16 protein-coding genes are annotated in these 14,113 nt (G+C 58.7%); 4 read left to right on the top strand and 12 right to left on the bottom strand.

Annotation, left to right across the window (positions count from 1 at the left end; translation table 11 throughout):
* Positions 1-3 precede the first annotated feature (3 nt).
* The 3 genes from ACOYW1_RS15885 to ACOYW1_RS15875 are packed head-to-tail and all read left to right on the top strand — an operon-like array spanning position 4 to position 1,806.
* On the top strand, positions 4-495 hold the full coding sequence (locus ACOYW1_RS15885; protein ID WP_482415717.1) for a TRAP transporter small permease subunit: 492 nt from the start codon (positions 4-6) through the stop codon (positions 493-495).
* Between the two features lie 23 nt (positions 496-518).
* Positions 519-893 (top strand): hypothetical protein, encoded by a 375-nt coding sequence (locus ACOYW1_RS15880; RefSeq protein ID WP_482423564.1) that lies wholly within the window; start codon positions 519-521, stop codon positions 891-893.
* Positions 811-1,806: a TRAP transporter large permease gene (locus tag ACOYW1_RS15875; protein ID WP_482423742.1), complete on the top strand. Its 996-nt coding sequence runs from the start codon at positions 811-813 to the stop codon at positions 1,804-1,806. The genes ACOYW1_RS15880 and ACOYW1_RS15875 overlap by 83 nt, the downstream gene beginning before the upstream one ends.
* 139 nt (positions 1,807-1,945) lie before the next feature.
* Here the strand turns inward: ACOYW1_RS15875 and ACOYW1_RS15870 are convergent, their stop codons facing one another.
* The 3 genes from ACOYW1_RS15870 to ACOYW1_RS15860 all read right to left on the bottom strand — a co-directional run bounded on the left by ACOYW1_RS15870 (position 1,946) and on the right by ACOYW1_RS15860 (position 5,555).
* The gene (locus ACOYW1_RS15870) at positions 1,946-3,448 is read right to left on the bottom strand and encodes a flavin monoamine oxidase family protein (RefSeq protein ID WP_482423563.1); all 1,503 of its coding nucleotides are present in this window, start codon (positions 3,446-3,448) and stop codon (positions 1,946-1,948) included.
* Between the two features lie 353 nt (positions 3,449-3,801).
* Positions 3,802-4,836, bottom strand: coding sequence for an ABC transporter ATP-binding protein (locus ACOYW1_RS15865; protein WP_482423562.1), 1,035 nt, complete (start codon positions 4,834-4,836; stop codon positions 3,802-3,804).
* Positions 4,740-5,555 carry an ABC transporter transmembrane domain-containing protein gene (locus ACOYW1_RS15860; protein WP_482423561.1) on the bottom strand — a complete coding sequence of 272 codons (816 nt, stop codon included), beginning with the start codon at positions 5,553-5,555 and terminating at the stop codon, positions 4,740-4,742. Before ACOYW1_RS15860 ends, ACOYW1_RS15865 begins: the two co-directional genes overlap by 97 nt.
* A 163-nt stretch (positions 5,556-5,718) precedes the next feature.
* Between ACOYW1_RS15860 and ACOYW1_RS15855 the strand changes: the two genes are divergently transcribed.
* A complete protein-coding gene (locus ACOYW1_RS15855) occupies positions 5,719-6,177 on the top strand; it encodes a metal-dependent transcriptional regulator (RefSeq protein ID WP_092212086.1) in 459 nt (152 codons plus the stop codon).
* 393 nt (positions 6,178-6,570) lie between these two features.
* Here ACOYW1_RS15855 and ACOYW1_RS15850 read toward each other — a convergent pair whose 3' ends face one another.
* Genes ACOYW1_RS15850 through ACOYW1_RS15810 form a run of 9 tightly spaced genes read right to left on the bottom strand, consistent with a single transcriptional unit; the run spans position 6,571 to position 13,683 of the window.
* Positions 6,571-7,068 carry a flavodoxin family protein gene (locus ACOYW1_RS15850; protein ID WP_482423560.1) on the bottom strand — a complete coding sequence of 166 codons (498 nt, stop codon included), beginning with the start codon at positions 7,066-7,068 and terminating at the stop codon, positions 6,571-6,573.
* 5 nt (positions 7,069-7,073) lie between these two features.
* On the bottom strand, positions 7,074-7,598 hold the full coding sequence (gene hutX, locus ACOYW1_RS15845) for a heme utilization cystosolic carrier protein HutX (protein WP_482423559.1): 525 nt from the start codon (positions 7,596-7,598) through the stop codon (positions 7,074-7,076).
* A complete protein-coding gene (locus ACOYW1_RS15840) occupies positions 7,580-7,780 on the bottom strand; it encodes a hypothetical protein (RefSeq protein ID WP_482423741.1) in 201 nt (66 codons plus the stop codon). Before ACOYW1_RS15840 ends, hutX begins: the two co-directional genes overlap by 19 nt.
* A complete protein-coding gene (locus ACOYW1_RS15835) occupies positions 7,723-9,003 on the bottom strand; it encodes an ABC transporter ATP-binding protein (protein ID WP_482423558.1) in 1,281 nt (426 codons plus the stop codon). Before ACOYW1_RS15835 ends, ACOYW1_RS15840 begins: the two co-directional genes overlap by 58 nt.
* A complete protein-coding gene (locus ACOYW1_RS15830; RefSeq protein WP_482423557.1) occupies positions 9,000-9,779 on the bottom strand; it encodes an energy-coupling factor transporter transmembrane component T family protein in 780 nt (259 codons plus the stop codon). Before ACOYW1_RS15830 ends, ACOYW1_RS15835 begins: the two co-directional genes overlap by 4 nt.
* The gene (locus ACOYW1_RS15825) at positions 9,757-10,296 is read right to left on the bottom strand and encodes an MptD family putative ECF transporter S component (RefSeq protein WP_482423556.1); all 540 of its coding nucleotides are present in this window, start codon (positions 10,294-10,296) and stop codon (positions 9,757-9,759) included. Before ACOYW1_RS15825 ends, ACOYW1_RS15830 begins: the two co-directional genes overlap by 23 nt.
* A gap of 59 nt (positions 10,297-10,355) precedes the next feature.
* A complete protein-coding gene (locus ACOYW1_RS15820; RefSeq protein ID WP_482423555.1) occupies positions 10,356-12,458 on the bottom strand; it encodes a TonB-dependent receptor plug domain-containing protein in 2,103 nt (700 codons plus the stop codon).
* The gene (locus tag ACOYW1_RS15815; protein WP_482423554.1) at positions 12,455-12,946 is read right to left on the bottom strand and encodes a hypothetical protein; all 492 of its coding nucleotides are present in this window, start codon (positions 12,944-12,946) and stop codon (positions 12,455-12,457) included. The genes ACOYW1_RS15820 and ACOYW1_RS15815 overlap by 4 nt, the downstream gene beginning before the upstream one ends.
* The gene (locus ACOYW1_RS15810) at positions 12,865-13,683 is read right to left on the bottom strand and encodes a radical SAM protein (RefSeq protein WP_482423553.1); all 819 of its coding nucleotides are present in this window, start codon (positions 13,681-13,683) and stop codon (positions 12,865-12,867) included. The genes ACOYW1_RS15815 and ACOYW1_RS15810 overlap by 82 nt, the downstream gene beginning before the upstream one ends.
* Between the last annotated feature and the right edge of the window lie 430 nt (positions 13,684-14,113).

Here is a 14,113-nt window from a genome sequence, read left to right as displayed (position 1 = left end):
ACCATGAAAAAACTCATCTCACTCAGTGATGCGTGCTCCAAGGCCGGGGGCTATGTCTCCGGCCTGTTCATGCTTCTCATCGTGGCGCTGATTACCGTGGAGATCTGTGCGAGGACCCTTTTTGACGCCTCCACCCTCATCGGTGACGAGTACAGTGCCTACTTTTTTGTTGTGGTGGTCATGATGGGGCTCTCTTTTTCCATGAAAGAGGGGGCCCACATCCGGATCTCCCTGTTGCGGGGTAAGCTGCCCGAGCCGGCCCTTACGGTGCTGGACCTGGCAGTGCTGGCCGGGGCCATTGCCCTCACCGGTTTTGCGCTTTACCATGCCGTTCTCATGACCTATGACGTCTGGGACCTGGGCATGACGGCCGACTCCATCTCCGAAACCCCCATTTATATTCCCCAGCTGGTCATCCCGGTGGGCCTTTTGCTGCTGATCCTGCAGCTTACCGGTGATTTTTTGAGGAGGTTGTCATCGTTTCAGATCCGCTAATTCTAACCTTTTTGCTGTTCGGAGTGGCTGTCCCCGTCTCGCGCTTGTCCGGCCTCTGGATCGGCTTTTCCCTTATGGGGGCCGGGGTGATGGGGATGTTGATGTTCAAACTCAACCTGCCCCCCACCATTTCAGTCTGGGACAAGATCGGCGGGCTTCTGGCCAACTCCATCTGGAACAGCACCAACTCCTGGTCCCTGACGGCCCTGCCGCTTTTTATCCTCATGGGGGAGATCCTCTACCGCACCCAGATCTCCACCCATGATCGTTCAGCCCTGGCTGGCAGGGATTCCCGGGCGCCTGCTTCACATCAACGTGGTGGCCTGCTCGCTCTTTGCCGCGGTGTCTGGGTCCAGTGCCGCCACCACGGCCACCGTGGGCAAGATCACCCTGGATGAGCTCTCCAAGAGGGGCTACGACCGCAGCATCGCCATCGGCTCTTTGGCCGGGGCCGGGACCCTGGGCTTTCTCATCCCGCCCAGCCTGATCATGATTATCTACGGGATCCTTTCAGATACCTCCATCGGCAAGCTCTTCATTGCCGGGGTCATCCCCGGCCTGTGCCTGGCATCGGCCTACGCCGCCTACATCATGGTGCGCGCCATGATCGACCCCAACGTCATGCCGAAAGAAGAGGAGAGCCACACCTTCAAAGAGAAGATCGCGGCCTCCCGGGAGCTGTTTCCCGTGCTGCTGCTCATCATCGTGGTGTTAGGCGGAATCTACATGGGGATCACCACCCCCACGGAGGCAGCTGCCATCGGTGTGGTGGGTGCCCTGATCCTTGCGGTGTGGTTCAAGAACCTGACCGTGGAAAACTTCCGGGAGGCGGTGCTCTCCGCCGTGAAGACCACCTCCATGATCTCTTTTATCATCGTGGGAGCGGCCTTTCTCTCCCAGGTGGTTGGTTTTGTGGGCATTGCCCGGGCCTTGAGTCTTTACATCACGGGCCTGGGGCTCTCTCCCTATGTGCTGATCTTTGTCATCGCCATCATGTACCTCTTCCTGGGCATGATCCTGGACGGGATCTCCATCGTGGTCATGACCCTTCCCATCGTGCTGCCCATCGTCGTGGCCGCAGGGTTCCACCCCTTGTGGTTCGGGATCTTTCTCGTTTTCATGGTGGAACTCTCCCAGATCACGCCCCCGGTGGGCTTCAGCATCTTTGTCATCGAAGGGATCTCCGGTGAGAAGGTGGGGGACATCCTTAAGGCCACCTTCCCCTTTTTCGTCATCATGATCCTCATGGTCATCGCCATCACGGCCTTTCCGGACATTGTCTTCTACCTGCCCAACCAGATGGTGGACTAACCGCCAAGGCAGTCTGGCTGTTTAAAAAATCAAAAGGGAGCGTCCCTGGTCCATCCCGGGGCGCTCCCTTTTTTATTTTAGACATGGCGTTTTGGCTAAAACCTTTGACCCGCCAAATCCCACTGAATCTCTCCCTTTGTCACATCTTTTTTTTCATGCAGAAAAGTTCCACCACGCCCATAAAAAGTACGATGGTACAGAGCAGTTTTATCCACAAGTGTGTGTAGGCCATGTGGAAGTGATCAAAGGCAAAATGCATGGCAAGGGCAGAGAAGAGGAACAGAAGGACAGAAAAGGCCATGCCGAAGATCTCCTCTTCCCGGATGCGGAACAGACCGGAGACCTTGCCGCCGATTTTCATCAGCGGGGTCCGGACAAGCATGAAAAAGAGAATCAGCGGAACGATGCACGGCACGAGAAAGAGTACGCGAAAGGCCTGTGTCGCGATGTTCCGGGGAGAGCGCCTGATAAGCCAGTATAATGCGGAAAAGTAGGTAAAGAAGAGGACAATCATATGTGTGTTGCTTTCTGGTTGCATGTCAAAGGGGCCTGGTTCACCGCGCGGGCTGCCCTCTCGCCGCTTGCCAGGGCCCCTTCCAGGTACCCGGCCAGGTGGTGGGCGGTTCGCGGCAAAGCTGAACCGGTTGTCCCAGATGGTGGTTTTCCCAGACGGCAGATGAAACTCAGGATGGTTGTGGGCGGCTCTGAGGTCGTATTCGGTGGCTGTGAAGGGCTCCCTGGACCAATCCTGATAGTAAAAGGCGGTGGGGTGTGCCGCCTCCTCTCCGAAAAGTGAGCCCAGCTGAGCCAGCATGGCGGGCACCATGGCCTCCTTCTCTTTTCTCCGAAGGGCGGGCGTGGCAAGGAAACCGGTGAGGCCGAAGGGGGCCCCCGTTTCAGTGGAACCGTCGTGGATTTCGCCCAACGGGCCATAATAACTGAACCCCTGGCCGGAGAGACCCAGTTGTCGCCAGGCGGCTTCGTCGTACAGGGCAAAGAATTTGGCGTGGCCGGCCATCCAGGTGTTGGCCCGGAGCATGGATTGGGTGAGGTCGTGGGGCAGATCCGGTGTAAAGAGGATCGATCGTGCGGCCAGTCGGGGCGGCATGGCCAGAATGACGCGGGAGGCTTTGATGCGGCACTCAGGCGGCTCATCAAGCACGCCCACGCTCACAAGGATGCCGTCTTCCTGCCTTTCGATGTCGCACACCGGATGGCTTAGCCTTACCGTCCCTTGGGGAAGGCGTTTATACAATCCCTCCACAAGGGCGCTCATGCCGCCGTGGAGTCGCCAGCCCGGAGGATCCATGGGCTGCCCCTCCATGGTGACGACCTTGCCGTCCCGGGTCTGGAAACGGCAGTACCCTGTTTCAAACTGGGGGTAGCCCGTAAGGTGAAGGGCGTTGATAAGGGCACAGACCCTCGGGTTGAGGGCGGGCCAGTACCACGAGGGGCCGAGGTCCGCCGAGAAACCGTTTGGTCCGGTGCAGAGGATTCGTCCCCCGATACGGTCCCGGGCTTCCAGCAGAAGCACCTCTTTCTTTTCGGCAGCCAGGACACTGGCTGCGTAGAGTCCGCTTAACCCTCCGCCGATGATGAGGGTGTCTGTTTCTTCTATGACGTTTTTCTTCTCAATGACCATGGGAGCACTTCTTTGATAGTGACGTAATCCGTCATGCGCTTAGACCGGATGTTTCATGAAAAAACGATGGAGCCAAATTAATAATAGATCATTTCAGCTTATGCTTCCGGCGCCCCTTGCGGGGGCAAGCTTTTGAAAAGTTGAACAAACAGGCCTTGATGGTTTGCCCTGACTAACGTTTGGGCCTTGACCTTCAAAGAAATCGAGAAAGATCGACTGAACCGGAGTGCGGCACTCCAGAGGATCATCCCTTAATCGCCAGGTTCCTGCGTAACACATGCTGACGGGTGGTAACATCTCTAAGTGGAAAAAAGGGGCTTTGTTCCCTGGTCCGTGGCTTTGGGGGCCGATTTTCAGCAAGGAGTCTCCTGAAGGGCCTGCCACAGGGTTTGGTAGACGCCCTCCTGGGACACCAGCTGGCGATGGGGCCCCTCCTGGACAATGCCCCCTTGGTCCATGACGAGGATTCGGTCGCATGACGTGAGGGTGGAGAGTCTGTGGGCAACGGCAATGATGATGCGGTTTTTCCGAAGGCCCATCAGGTTTGTGTGGATGATGCTCTCGGTTGCCGGGTCCACGGCCGAGGTGGCCTCATCGAGGATGAGCACCTCGGGGTCCCTGAGCAGGGCCCGCGCCAGGGAGAGACGTTGCTTCTGCCCCCCGGAAAGGGTGTCTCCCTGATCTCCCAGGATGGTGTGGAGCCCCTGGGGAAGGGCGCGGACCATCTCTTCGGCTCCGGCCTGCCGAAGGGCCTGTTGGATCTCCGCGTCCGTGGCTTCGGGGCTTCCCAGGCAGAGGTTGTCCAGAACCGTTCCGTGAAAGAGAAAGGGGTGCTGGGAGACGTAGCCCACATGTTTGCGAAAGCTGGCGGCGGCAAGTTCTTCCAGGTTTTGTCCATTGATGGCGATTTGGCCGGAATTTGGGCCGTAGAAGCGGAGCAGCAGCTTGATGAGGCTGCTTTTGCCTGCGCCGGTGGGCCCTGCAATGCCAATGAATTCGCCTTTGTTGATGGTAAAGGAGAGGTCGGAAAAGAGCTCCGGGTGGTTTGGGTAGCGGAACCGGATCTTGTGGAAACGGACGGTCTCGGGGAGGCCCTGAAGGTCCGTGGCGTCGGCCGGGTCTGCAAGGAGGGGCTTAACGAAAAGAAGCTCGCGGACCCTTGTGGCCGCGGCCTTGGCCTGCTGAAGCTGGTTGATGAGAAAGGTTAGGGTGAAGATGGGGACCACAAGGCGCATGCCCATGAGGACGCAGGTGGTGTAGGCGCCGAGGCTGGGGCCGCCGGGCTGCTGCGTCAGCCAGCCGCCTCCGCCGATGAGAAGGGCAAAGGAGAGCCCGGCGATGCCGTAGATGACCGGGATGAAGTTTCGTCTGGTTTTTGCCGCGGCCACGGCCGTGTACCACCATAGAAGGCGGACTCTTTTTTCAGGCGGTCTGTTTCTGCCTGCTCGGCGCAGTAGGCCCGGAGCACGGGAATGCCCTGGAGGCTGTTTTCAAGGGTCCCGGCAAAGCGGCCCACGGCCCGTCGTGATCTAAGGTACTGGGGCTGGACTCTGCGAGAAAAAAGGCGCATGGCCAGAAATGCAAGGGGCAGGGGAAAAGCCAGGATCAGGGCCAGCCGGCCGTCGAGCCAGAAAAGGTAACCGTAGGTGCCCGCAAAGGAGATGACCACACGCACCAGGTTGGCGATGGTCTCTGAGAAAAAGACGTTGAGCACGTCCACGTCGTTGGTGACAACCGAGAGGAGGTCCCCCTTGCTGCGCGCATCAATAAACTCGGTGTCCACGGAGAGGATCTTGGCAAAGAGCTTCATCCTGATGTCATGGCGGATGCACTGGGCCACGGCAGCCAAAAGGTAATCACTTGAGCTTTGAAAGATGGCCAGGCCGCCAAAGGCGCAGAAGACTGCCAGCCCGTATGCCAGAAAGCCGGTTGCTCCGTCGGGGCTCGACGTGATGTGATTGACCGCATACCCTGCTATAATCATGGGCAGAAGGTCGCAGACGCGGGCAGCCGTGCTGCAGCCGATACCGACGGCAACACGGGTTCGATACATGGAGGCGTACCCGGCAAGAAGGCGCAGCCAGGGCGGAAGAGAGAAGAGGCGCATAACGTGAAAACCTGTGTGTCCTGAGGTTCAAAAGATTGGCCTCGGCAGGGCCGCCGGAGGCATCAATGAACTGAACCGTTATCTGTATTTTGATATTACATGTTGTCAAATGGTGGCGGATTGACTAATCACCATTGCGGAGTACCAACCCCAAGGAGAGATCATGATTACAAAAGAGACCCCGCTGACATCCACCCTCGAAGATTACCTTGCCGCTATTTTCAGACTGGTCCAGAAAAACGGGGACGCCCGCTCCAACGCCATCGCAGACGACCTGGGGGTCACCCGGTCCACCGTGACCACGGCCCTGAAATCCCTTGCCGCCCGGGAGCTGATCGAATACAGGCCCTACAGCCCCATCACACTCACCCCCTCCGGGTGGGAACTGGGTAAGCGCATTGCCCACCGTAACGTGATCCTCCGCGACTTTTTCGGGCGCGTCCTGCAACTCCCCGACGAGGAGGCCGAGGCCACGGCATGCCGGGTGGAGCACGCCGTCACCGACGACGTGGTGCTCCAGCTTGGCCGCTTTATCCTTTATTTAAAGGAGGCAGGCTGCGACATCGACACCTGGCAGGAAAAATTCACCCTGCCGGAGAATCACGCGTCCAAGTCTTCCTGAAGGATTTAAAAACAAGAAACGCCTCCGGCCGGAGGCTTTTTTGTTCGCTCCCAGGCTCCGCCTTGCCGCTGTGAAGCATCGCGTCATAATGGATAAAACGTTCAGAGTGAAGCGATTCCAACCGTGGAGGCAAAGCCTCCGTGCATCATTCCCAGGCGGAGCCTGGGAACGAAAGAAAGTCCTTGAATCTGTCTTGACTTCACCCGGAATAACTCTGGCGGGTCGCTTTTTGAAAAAAGCTCCGCAAAAACGTTCCGGTCTCTTACTCGTTAAGCCTAAAGCCGCTGGTAAACCAAGGTACTCGAATAAAACGAAATAGCACTTAAAGCCTGTTTGTCAAACTTTTCAAAGGTTTGGCCCCCGGCAGGGCCGCCGGAGGCGTTTTTTTGGTTTTTATACGTTCAAGCACTTCCGAAAAAAGGCTTTGGCCTGTTCAAAATCCTCTTCGTTGGGGTGTTTTTTCGCTTCTTCGATGCGCGCCTTGCGCTCGTCTGTCATGGGGTGCTGGTCTGAGGCCATCTTGGCCATCATCTCCAGCACCTTGGGGTCCACGCGGCCCTGGCAGAGAAACTGCCCTATCACCTCGTTTCCTTCCATGAGAGTTTCAGCCTTTACCCGGCAATCGTTTGCGTGATCCGAGTCCGGGTAGGCCCCCAGGGTCCCGAAGAGTCCCACCTTTTTCCCTTTGATTTTCTCCATGAACGCCTTGGCCTTTGCATCGGGCATGCCTTTGTCCACCCAGTAGCCGATGGCGATGACATCGTAGTCGTCCACGGCGGGTGCCTCTTCAACGGGGGCCAGGGTGCAGGGCTCGGGGAACGCCTCTTTAACGGCTTCGGCAACGGCTCGGGTGTTTCCGGTTCGGGATGAATAGACGATGAGTGATTTCATGGCGTTTACTCCTTGCTGGTCAGTTGGTTGCGAAGGGCGTGGAACCCGGCTTTTACAGAAGGGATGAGGGTGCGTTGCTCCCTTCCTGCGTAGACGGCGAACATATGGTCGCCGTTGGTGTCGTAGAACTGCACGGAGAGGCTCTCCAGGCCGAAGAAGGGCTTTTCGAGAAAGCAGATGGCCCCGAGTTTGTCCACTTTAAGGTGCCCGCCCAGGGGGTTCTCCCTATCCATGAGGTTGAAATATCCGTGGCCGTGGGTGCCTTTAGGGAGCTTTCCCTTTACCTCGATGACGGATGTGGGGCTCTGGCGGAGAAAGGTGATTTTTTCCCAGCCGGTCATGGCCTCCCAGACGGTGTCGAAGTGTGCGGCCTCAACAAAGGTGCCCATGGGGGCAGGAAGGGCCGAGACCACCGCCGCCTCGGAGATGTGGAGCTGGGCTGCCATCTGGCTGGGCATGGTGCTGGGGTTTTCGTCGATCATTTCCTGAATCCGGGCTTTGATGTCCGGGGTTACGCTGTCTTCAAACATGGTGAGGACTCCTGTTGGTCTTGTGAAAAGGGAAGGCGCAGGGCCACATCGCAGGCGAGGTGGAGAAGCTCCAGATCGTGGGTGATGACCACCACGCTGGTACCGCTGTCTGCCGCTTCGCGCATCATGGCCGCGATGCGCTCCATGTTGTGGCCGTCCAGTCCGCTGGTGGGCTCGTCCAGGATAAAAATATCCGGTTGTTGGGCCAGGCCGCATGCAATGACCAGTCGTTGTTCTGCCGATAGGGATGATGGCGTTTCGCCAGGTGGGCGAGGCCGAAGCGGTCCAGAAAGGCGATGAGCGTGTCGCGATTTTCGTTGCGGATCCGGTGGGTGCCCGAGGCCATGGCCACCTCCTGGAGCACCGAGTTCATGTGGAGCTGGTGGTCCGTATTCTGAAGGACTATGCCCGCGTGGTTCAGCAGGTGTTTTTGTTTGATCCTGTCTCCGCCGATGGTGATGTTTCCGCTTCGGGGCTTGGTGAGGCCCGTGAGAAGCCGGGCAAGGGTGGTTTTGCCGGTGCCGTTGTCTCCAATGATTCCCGTGACCCCCTGGGGCAGGGCAAAGGAAGCGTTGTCGTAGAGGGTTGGGCCGTTTCCGTGGCCGAAGGTGAGCCCCTCGACCTCCAGGTGGCCGCTTTTCGGAAGGGGGGGAAGGCTCTGCCTGGTATCCGGGACATGGTGAGCGCGCAGGCCGTAGCGGGCACGCAGTGCCGCGTCCCCCAGCATGTCGAATTCTCCCCGGGCAACGATTTTCCCATTGTCCATCACCACCACGTGATCGGCCACACCTTCCAGCCAGTAGAGCCGGTGGTCCACCACCAGCACGGCGATTCCCCTGTTTTTGAGGTCGCGTATCAACTGGGCCAGGGCATCGGTACTCTCGGGGTCCAGGTTGGCCGAGGGCTCGTCCAGTACCACCATGGAGGGGGACAGGGAGAGGATGTCGGCCAGGGCCACTTTCTGTTTCTGGCCCTCGGAGAGGTCGTGGATGGATGAATCCAGGATGTGTGTGATGTTGAGCTGCTCAGCGGTTTGTTTCACGACCTCTTGGATCTCTTCCGGCGGTTTGCCGAGCCATTCGTGGGCAAAGGCGATCTCGTCGTCCACGTTGAGGGCAAAAAACTGCATCTCCGGGTCCTGGAACACGGTGCCCACCTCAGTGGAGAGCTGGGCCAGGGTCTTTCCTGTGCTCGATACCCCGTTGAGACGGACTTCTCCTTCCAGTGTGCCCTGGAAAAAGTGCGGGCAGAGCCCGTTGACCAGCCGGATGAGGGTGGATTTTCCGCAGCCGCTGGCGCCGGTGACCAGCGTCACTTCGCCCGGGTTGACCGCAAGGGAGAGGTCCCGCACGGCGGGTGTCTCCTGGAATGGGTAGGTGTAGGTGACGTGTTGCAGTTCGATCATGGCATGAATCCTGTGGTGGCTGTTCCCCAGCGCAGTTGAAGATACGCGCCGGTGAGGAGGATAAGGACAAGGCCGATAAACGCCACGGCATCAGCCCGGGAAAAGGCCTGGGTTTTGTAGCTCACCATGGTGTTGGTCCGGGAGACGCCCTTGAGCTCGGCGGCAATACCCAAATCGTCGGAGCTGCGCAGGGCCCGGAAGAGAATGGGGGCCACCAGGAGCCGGACGGAAAGGACCGGGTGCCGGGCGATAAAAGAGGGGCGCAGGTGATAGCCCCGGATGCGCATGGATTCGTGGATCTGCTGCACGTCCCGGATAAAGGTGGGGACAAAGCGGATCATCACCGCCGCCGGAATGTAGATCCAGATGGGAAGCCGGAAGCTCTTCAGGGCCGTGAGAACCGTCTGGATGCGTGAGGAGAGGGCCAGGGCCAGCACCGTATTGATCATGATGACCGTTCGCAGAAACGGTACCGCCATGGTACCGATTCCGGAAGCGGGGATCATCGGGGCCATGTGGTGAATAAGGGCCATGAATCCCAGGGCCATCACCCACATGAGTCCGATGGCCACGTAGCAGACGGCCACGACCCCGTACCGGCCCAGCTCCAGAACGTAAAGAGCGCTTGCCAGGGCGAGGAAGCCCATGGCAAGGGGCGAATTGATAAAGATGACGGCCACTGAGGCCACCAGGCTGATGAGGATTTTGGTGCGGACGTCGAGCCTGTGGACATGGCTTTTCGCCTGCACGGCATCAGCTGCGAATAATGCACGCATGGCGAAGCTCCTTGACGAAAAAGGCACCGGAGAAAAGGCCCAGGAAGGCCCCGATATACCCGATGCCGACAATGATGGCGGACATGATGACCATCTCCTGCTGTTCTCGCATGTAGAGCCAGGAAGCCCCCACGGAACTCACCTTGAAGACGATGTCGTAGAGTCCCACCCCGATGATGAGATTGGCGCTTCTGGCGTATCCTCCTAAGATCATGATGACGGCTTCGGCCACGATCCCAGCCAGGACCATGGCGGGGATGAGCACCAGGGAGCCGCCCATGAGCAAAAGGGAGACCAGGATGTTGACCAGGAGGAACAGGGTGAGTGCACCGAATTTTCTGACCTTGTAGAGAAGGACGATGGCCAGCGTGGTGAACAACAGGTTTTTGAGAATCAGGGTGATGGGGTTCATCCCCCCGCCCACAAGGGCCACCAGCAGGCTCGTCACCTTGGTGACGGCGGCAAAGATACCGATGGTCACGATGTCCCGCATTTCCCAGTAGGGTGTTTTTTCCATGGGTGTCCTTAAAGCCTCCCGGCTTTTTGACAGAGCCGGGAGGTGGTGTTTGAAGGTTATCAGAAGGAGACGCCCACCCGGGCCACGGCGTGGAACCCGGCCTCTTCAAGGCTGTTGCGGGCCGTCTGGTACGACTCGTCCAACAGGTTGTTGAGGTTCAGGGAGACATGGTACTGCCGGTCTTTTCCGAACTTGCTGCCAAAGGCGATGTTGAGGGTCTGCCAGGAGCTTTTGGTTTTAATTTCCGTTTTTCCGGGGTTGTCGTCGTCTGTTTGTTCCAGCTCGGACTCCGTTGCCGCGCGCATCCAGAGATCGGCCCAGACGGTGGCGGGGCGCGTGGCGAGGTTTGTTTCGTAGCGCAGGCCGAAGCGTCCGGAAAGCTCGGGGGTGTCGGTTTTCCAGGTGGAGAGCTCTTCGGTCTCGAACTTTCGTTTCATCCAGGCACCCGAGGCATAAGGCGTAAGGTGAAGGGGCAGGATGGTGTAGTCGATGGTGGCTTCGACGCCGTGGGTTTTTGCTTTGTCCACGTTGTCGTATGTGTAGATGTTGCCGCTGACGGGTGTTGAGTGAATGTAGTCGTCGGCGAGGTTGTAAAAGACCGCGAGGTCCAGGCCCCAGGTATTGGTGTCTAACCGAGCCCCGATTTCGTAGTTGGTTGAGGTCTCCGGGGAGAGGTCGGGGTTGGCCAGGGTGGTTCGGCCGCCGTGGTTTGTGCCCATGAAGAGCTTGTCAAGGCCGGGGAACCGGTAACCCTGGGAGATGTTGCCCCGCAGGGTCAGGCCTTTGATACCGTTCCAGGTCAGGCCACCGCTGAAGACCGGGTGGCTGTCCCTGGTGCTTCCGATCTTGGCACCGGGGGCGTTGCTCTCTTCCAACTCCGATTCCACCCAGGTCTGGCGACCGCCGAAGGTGAGGAGAAGGTCCTTTGGCAGGATCCATTCATCCTGCAGGAAGAGGGCATGGGTCGTCATGTTGGCGTCGTTGGTGGTGGTAACGGGGTCCGTGGAAGGTCCGGGAGGTCCCATGGGAGGCGGAGGAAGGATGCGTCCGCCCAGGTCATCAAAGTCCTGAGTGCTCTCGGCGTCCAGGGTGTCGTGGGTGTAAGCATACCCTGCGATGAGGTAGTGGTTGGGCGACGGCACAATGTCGACCTGGGCGGTGGCCCCGTAGGTCTTCTGGTCGTTATAGGTGTCCAGGGCATGCTTGTAGGTGCCTAAACGCCCCATGTTGATGACCATGCGCTGCTCGAACTCTTTTTCCGTTTTCTGGGCATAGGCATCCATGTGGATCTTGGGGACGGCGGTAGAAAGGTCCTTGATGTCAAAGGTCACAGATGCTTTTTGCCTGGTCCATTCGGGCAGGTGCAGGTCAAAGGGGCTTCCGTCTGATACCGTGGGCGGTGATTCGATTTCACTGGTGTAGTCTTCCACCTTAACCCCCATGGCAAGCTTGCCTGTTTCGTAACCCAGGAACACACTGCCTGCCGTGGCTTCGGACCCGGAGTCTTCAGTGGTGCCGCTGGGTGTTTCCCGGTCACCCTGGTCGGAGCGGGTGCCGTTGATGCGATAACTGAAGCTGTCCTTGCGTCCGTACAGGGCCAGGCTCTCTTCAAAACCTTCCGTGGAGGAGTTGTAGGTGACGTTGGCTGACGCCTGGATGGGCCTGGTGCCTCCTTTTTTGGTGATGATGTTCACCGCCCCGCCGATGGCCTCGGAACCGTAAAGAACCGAGGCCGGCCCCTTCATCACCTCAATGCGCTCAATCTGGTTGGGGTCGATGAGAAGGGGCGCTCCGTCCATGGATTTCTGTTCGGTGATTTTCTGGCCGTCAACCATGATGAGCACCCGCGACCCGGATTCGCCACGGATATTGATGCGCTTGGCCCCGGACAGGCTCTGGTCGTAGATCTCAACCCCAGGGACGTCCTGGAGGATGTCCGCGACGGAGGTGTAGCCGTGGCGGATGATCTCTTCTTCCGTGACCACGCTCAGGGATGAGGGGATTTCGCTTAATTCTCGTTCGGTTCGGGTGGCCGTGACCTTCATCTCCGAGGTGGTCTCCACAGGCTCGGCAAAGGTGGATACCGCGGTTCCCAGGATAAGAGATGCGCTCAAGGCACCGGTTATCAGGGGAGAACGCAAGGCTGAAAACAATCGCATCATGATTCCTCCGTAAAAATCGTGTCGTACAGGTAATTGATGGTTAGCTGCGCCATGGTGACCTGCCAGAACTGCCCGGCGGTCGTCAGGCGACACCATCCGTTTCGGTGGGTGAGGAGCCCGGCACGTTCCCACTGCTCGTAAAGGGTGCCCAGGGTCTCAGCCAGGGTGAGCCCGAACCGTTTTCCGAGGTCTCCAAGGTTGATCCTGCAGAGTTCCAGCTCGCTGGTAATGGTTTTTTCCAGTTCGGCGTGGGCGGTCTGGCGCTGCATGGTGACAAGGGGCTTTCGTCCGTCGTCGAGCACGGCCCTGCGCCATACGTCGTAATCCGTTTCCAGGAAGAAGAAATGGCCGTGGGCGCTGCCTCCGGCACCGGGTCCGAAGGGCAGGCAGCAGGAGGGGCTTTTCATCATGTGGTTGTAAATGTTCCGCTCCCGTGGGGTGCGGCCCCAGTGGTTGACGGAGAGCCGGGTGTACTGGGCGTCGGCCATGAGCTCCGTGCCCCGGGCGTACATGCGCGCCCGGGTGGCCAGGTCCGCCCCCGGGGGAAACGCCCTTTGTCGATGGCTTTGCTTAAGGGGGTGCCGGGAAAAACCTTGAGCTGGTAAAGGTCCACGCCGTCGAGCCCCAGGCTTTGGAAGATGCGGATGTCCTCTTCCCACAGCTCCATGGTCTGGTTGGGAAACCCGTAGATCAGGTCGATGATGACGGCGGCCTGGTCGTAGTCCCTCAGCCGTGCAAGGGCGGTGAGGACCGTGTCCCGGTCGGCCAGGCGGTGCATGGATTGCCGAAGTTTCGTGTCAAAGGTCTGGACCCCGATGGAGAAGCGGTTGGCACCACCCTCCAGGCAAGCCTCCATTTTTTCCGGCCCGAAGTTCCAGATGCGTCCCTCAACGGTGAGTTCACAATCGTTTGCAAGGGGAAGGTTTTCCCGAATGGCATCAAGGATGCGCTTGAGGTCCGGGGCTTCCAGGGAGGTGGGCGTGCCTCCGCCGATGTAGACGGCATGGATGGGGGCGCTTGCCTGAAGGGGTCTTGCCGAGTCCGCAGCCGCGATGAGGGCGTCTGCATAGGCCCTGCTCTGGCCTTCGTCGTAGCGTTTTCGGTAGAATCCGCAGTAGAGGCAGTGGCTTTCACAGAACGGCACATGGATGTAGGCCGCGGTTTTGCCGTGCCGGGGTTTTTGTGTCAGTGACGCATAGGTGGCGGCAGTCTCTTCCTCAGCCACGGGTGTTGCCTTGCCTCCGGGGTGGACGGTGGTGCTCGTTGAAAATGCATCGGTAAGGGGGTTGCCGGTTTCGTTGGCGTGGTAGCTGTCGATGTCGGGCAGTGCGGTTCCGAACGGGGATGATTGGACAAGCTGTTTACCCCCGGCGTTTCCCTGAAGGCTTCTATGTGATTACGAGTTAGAGTATTCAAACTTTTTGGAAGGGAGCCTACAGAGGGTAAGAATATCTGTCAAGAAGAAATTCGTGCCATTTGTAAAAAATTACGGCAAAGGCTTTTATGTAGAAAAAGCTTCACAGGTTGGTGCCATCACGTTGTAATGGTTCACTCCTTCCAGCACGCCTCTTGCTTGTAGGGTGTACTCTGTGCACCATGTTCGGATACCAAGGGCGTTGGCGTTGCCGAGGGTATGGGGGATTGGGCGGTGGTTT

It is taken from the genome of Desulfoluna sp. CYM3A, from assembly GCF_056829965.1.
This window is presented reverse-complemented; position numbering and strand designations above follow the sequence as displayed.

Excerpts from the sequence above, each read along its gene's own strand:
- ACOYW1_RS15885 (WP_482415717.1), top strand. The coding sequence starts at position 4 with ATGAAAAAACTCATCTCACTCAGTGATGCGTGCTCCAAGGCCGGGGGC.
- ACOYW1_RS15870 (WP_482423563.1), bottom strand. The coding sequence starts at position 3,448 with ATGGTCATTGAGAAGAAAAACGTCATAGAAGAAACAGACACCCTCATC.
- ACOYW1_RS15860 (WP_482423561.1), bottom strand. The coding sequence starts at position 5,555 with ATGCGCCTCTTCTCTCTTCCGCCCTGGCTGCGCCTTCTTGCCGGGTAC.
- ACOYW1_RS15855 (WP_092212086.1), top strand. The coding sequence starts at position 5,719 with ATGATTACAAAAGAGACCCCGCTGACATCCACCCTCGAAGATTACCTT.
- ACOYW1_RS15850 (WP_482423560.1), bottom strand. The coding sequence starts at position 7,068 with ATGAAATCACTCATCGTCTATTCATCCCGAACCGGAAACACCCGAGCC.
- hutX (WP_482423559.1), bottom strand. The coding sequence starts at position 7,598 with ATGTTTGAAGACAGCGTAACCCCGGACATCAAAGCCCGGATTCAGGAA.
- ACOYW1_RS15835 (WP_482423558.1), bottom strand. The coding sequence starts at position 9,003 with ATGATCGAACTGCAACACGTCACCTACACCTACCCATTCCAGGAGACA.
- ACOYW1_RS15830 (WP_482423557.1), bottom strand. The coding sequence starts at position 9,779 with ATGCGTGCATTATTCGCAGCTGATGCCGTGCAGGCGAAAAGCCATGTC.
- ACOYW1_RS15825 (WP_482423556.1), bottom strand. The coding sequence starts at position 10,296 with ATGGAAAAAACACCCTACTGGGAAATGCGGGACATCGTGACCATCGGT.
- ACOYW1_RS15820 (WP_482423555.1), bottom strand. The coding sequence starts at position 12,458 with ATGATGCGATTGTTTTCAGCCTTGCGTTCTCCCCTGATAACCGGTGCC.
- ACOYW1_RS15815 (WP_482423554.1), bottom strand. The coding sequence starts at position 12,946 with ATGGCCGACGCCCAGTACACCCGGCTCTCCGTCAACCACTGGGGCCGC.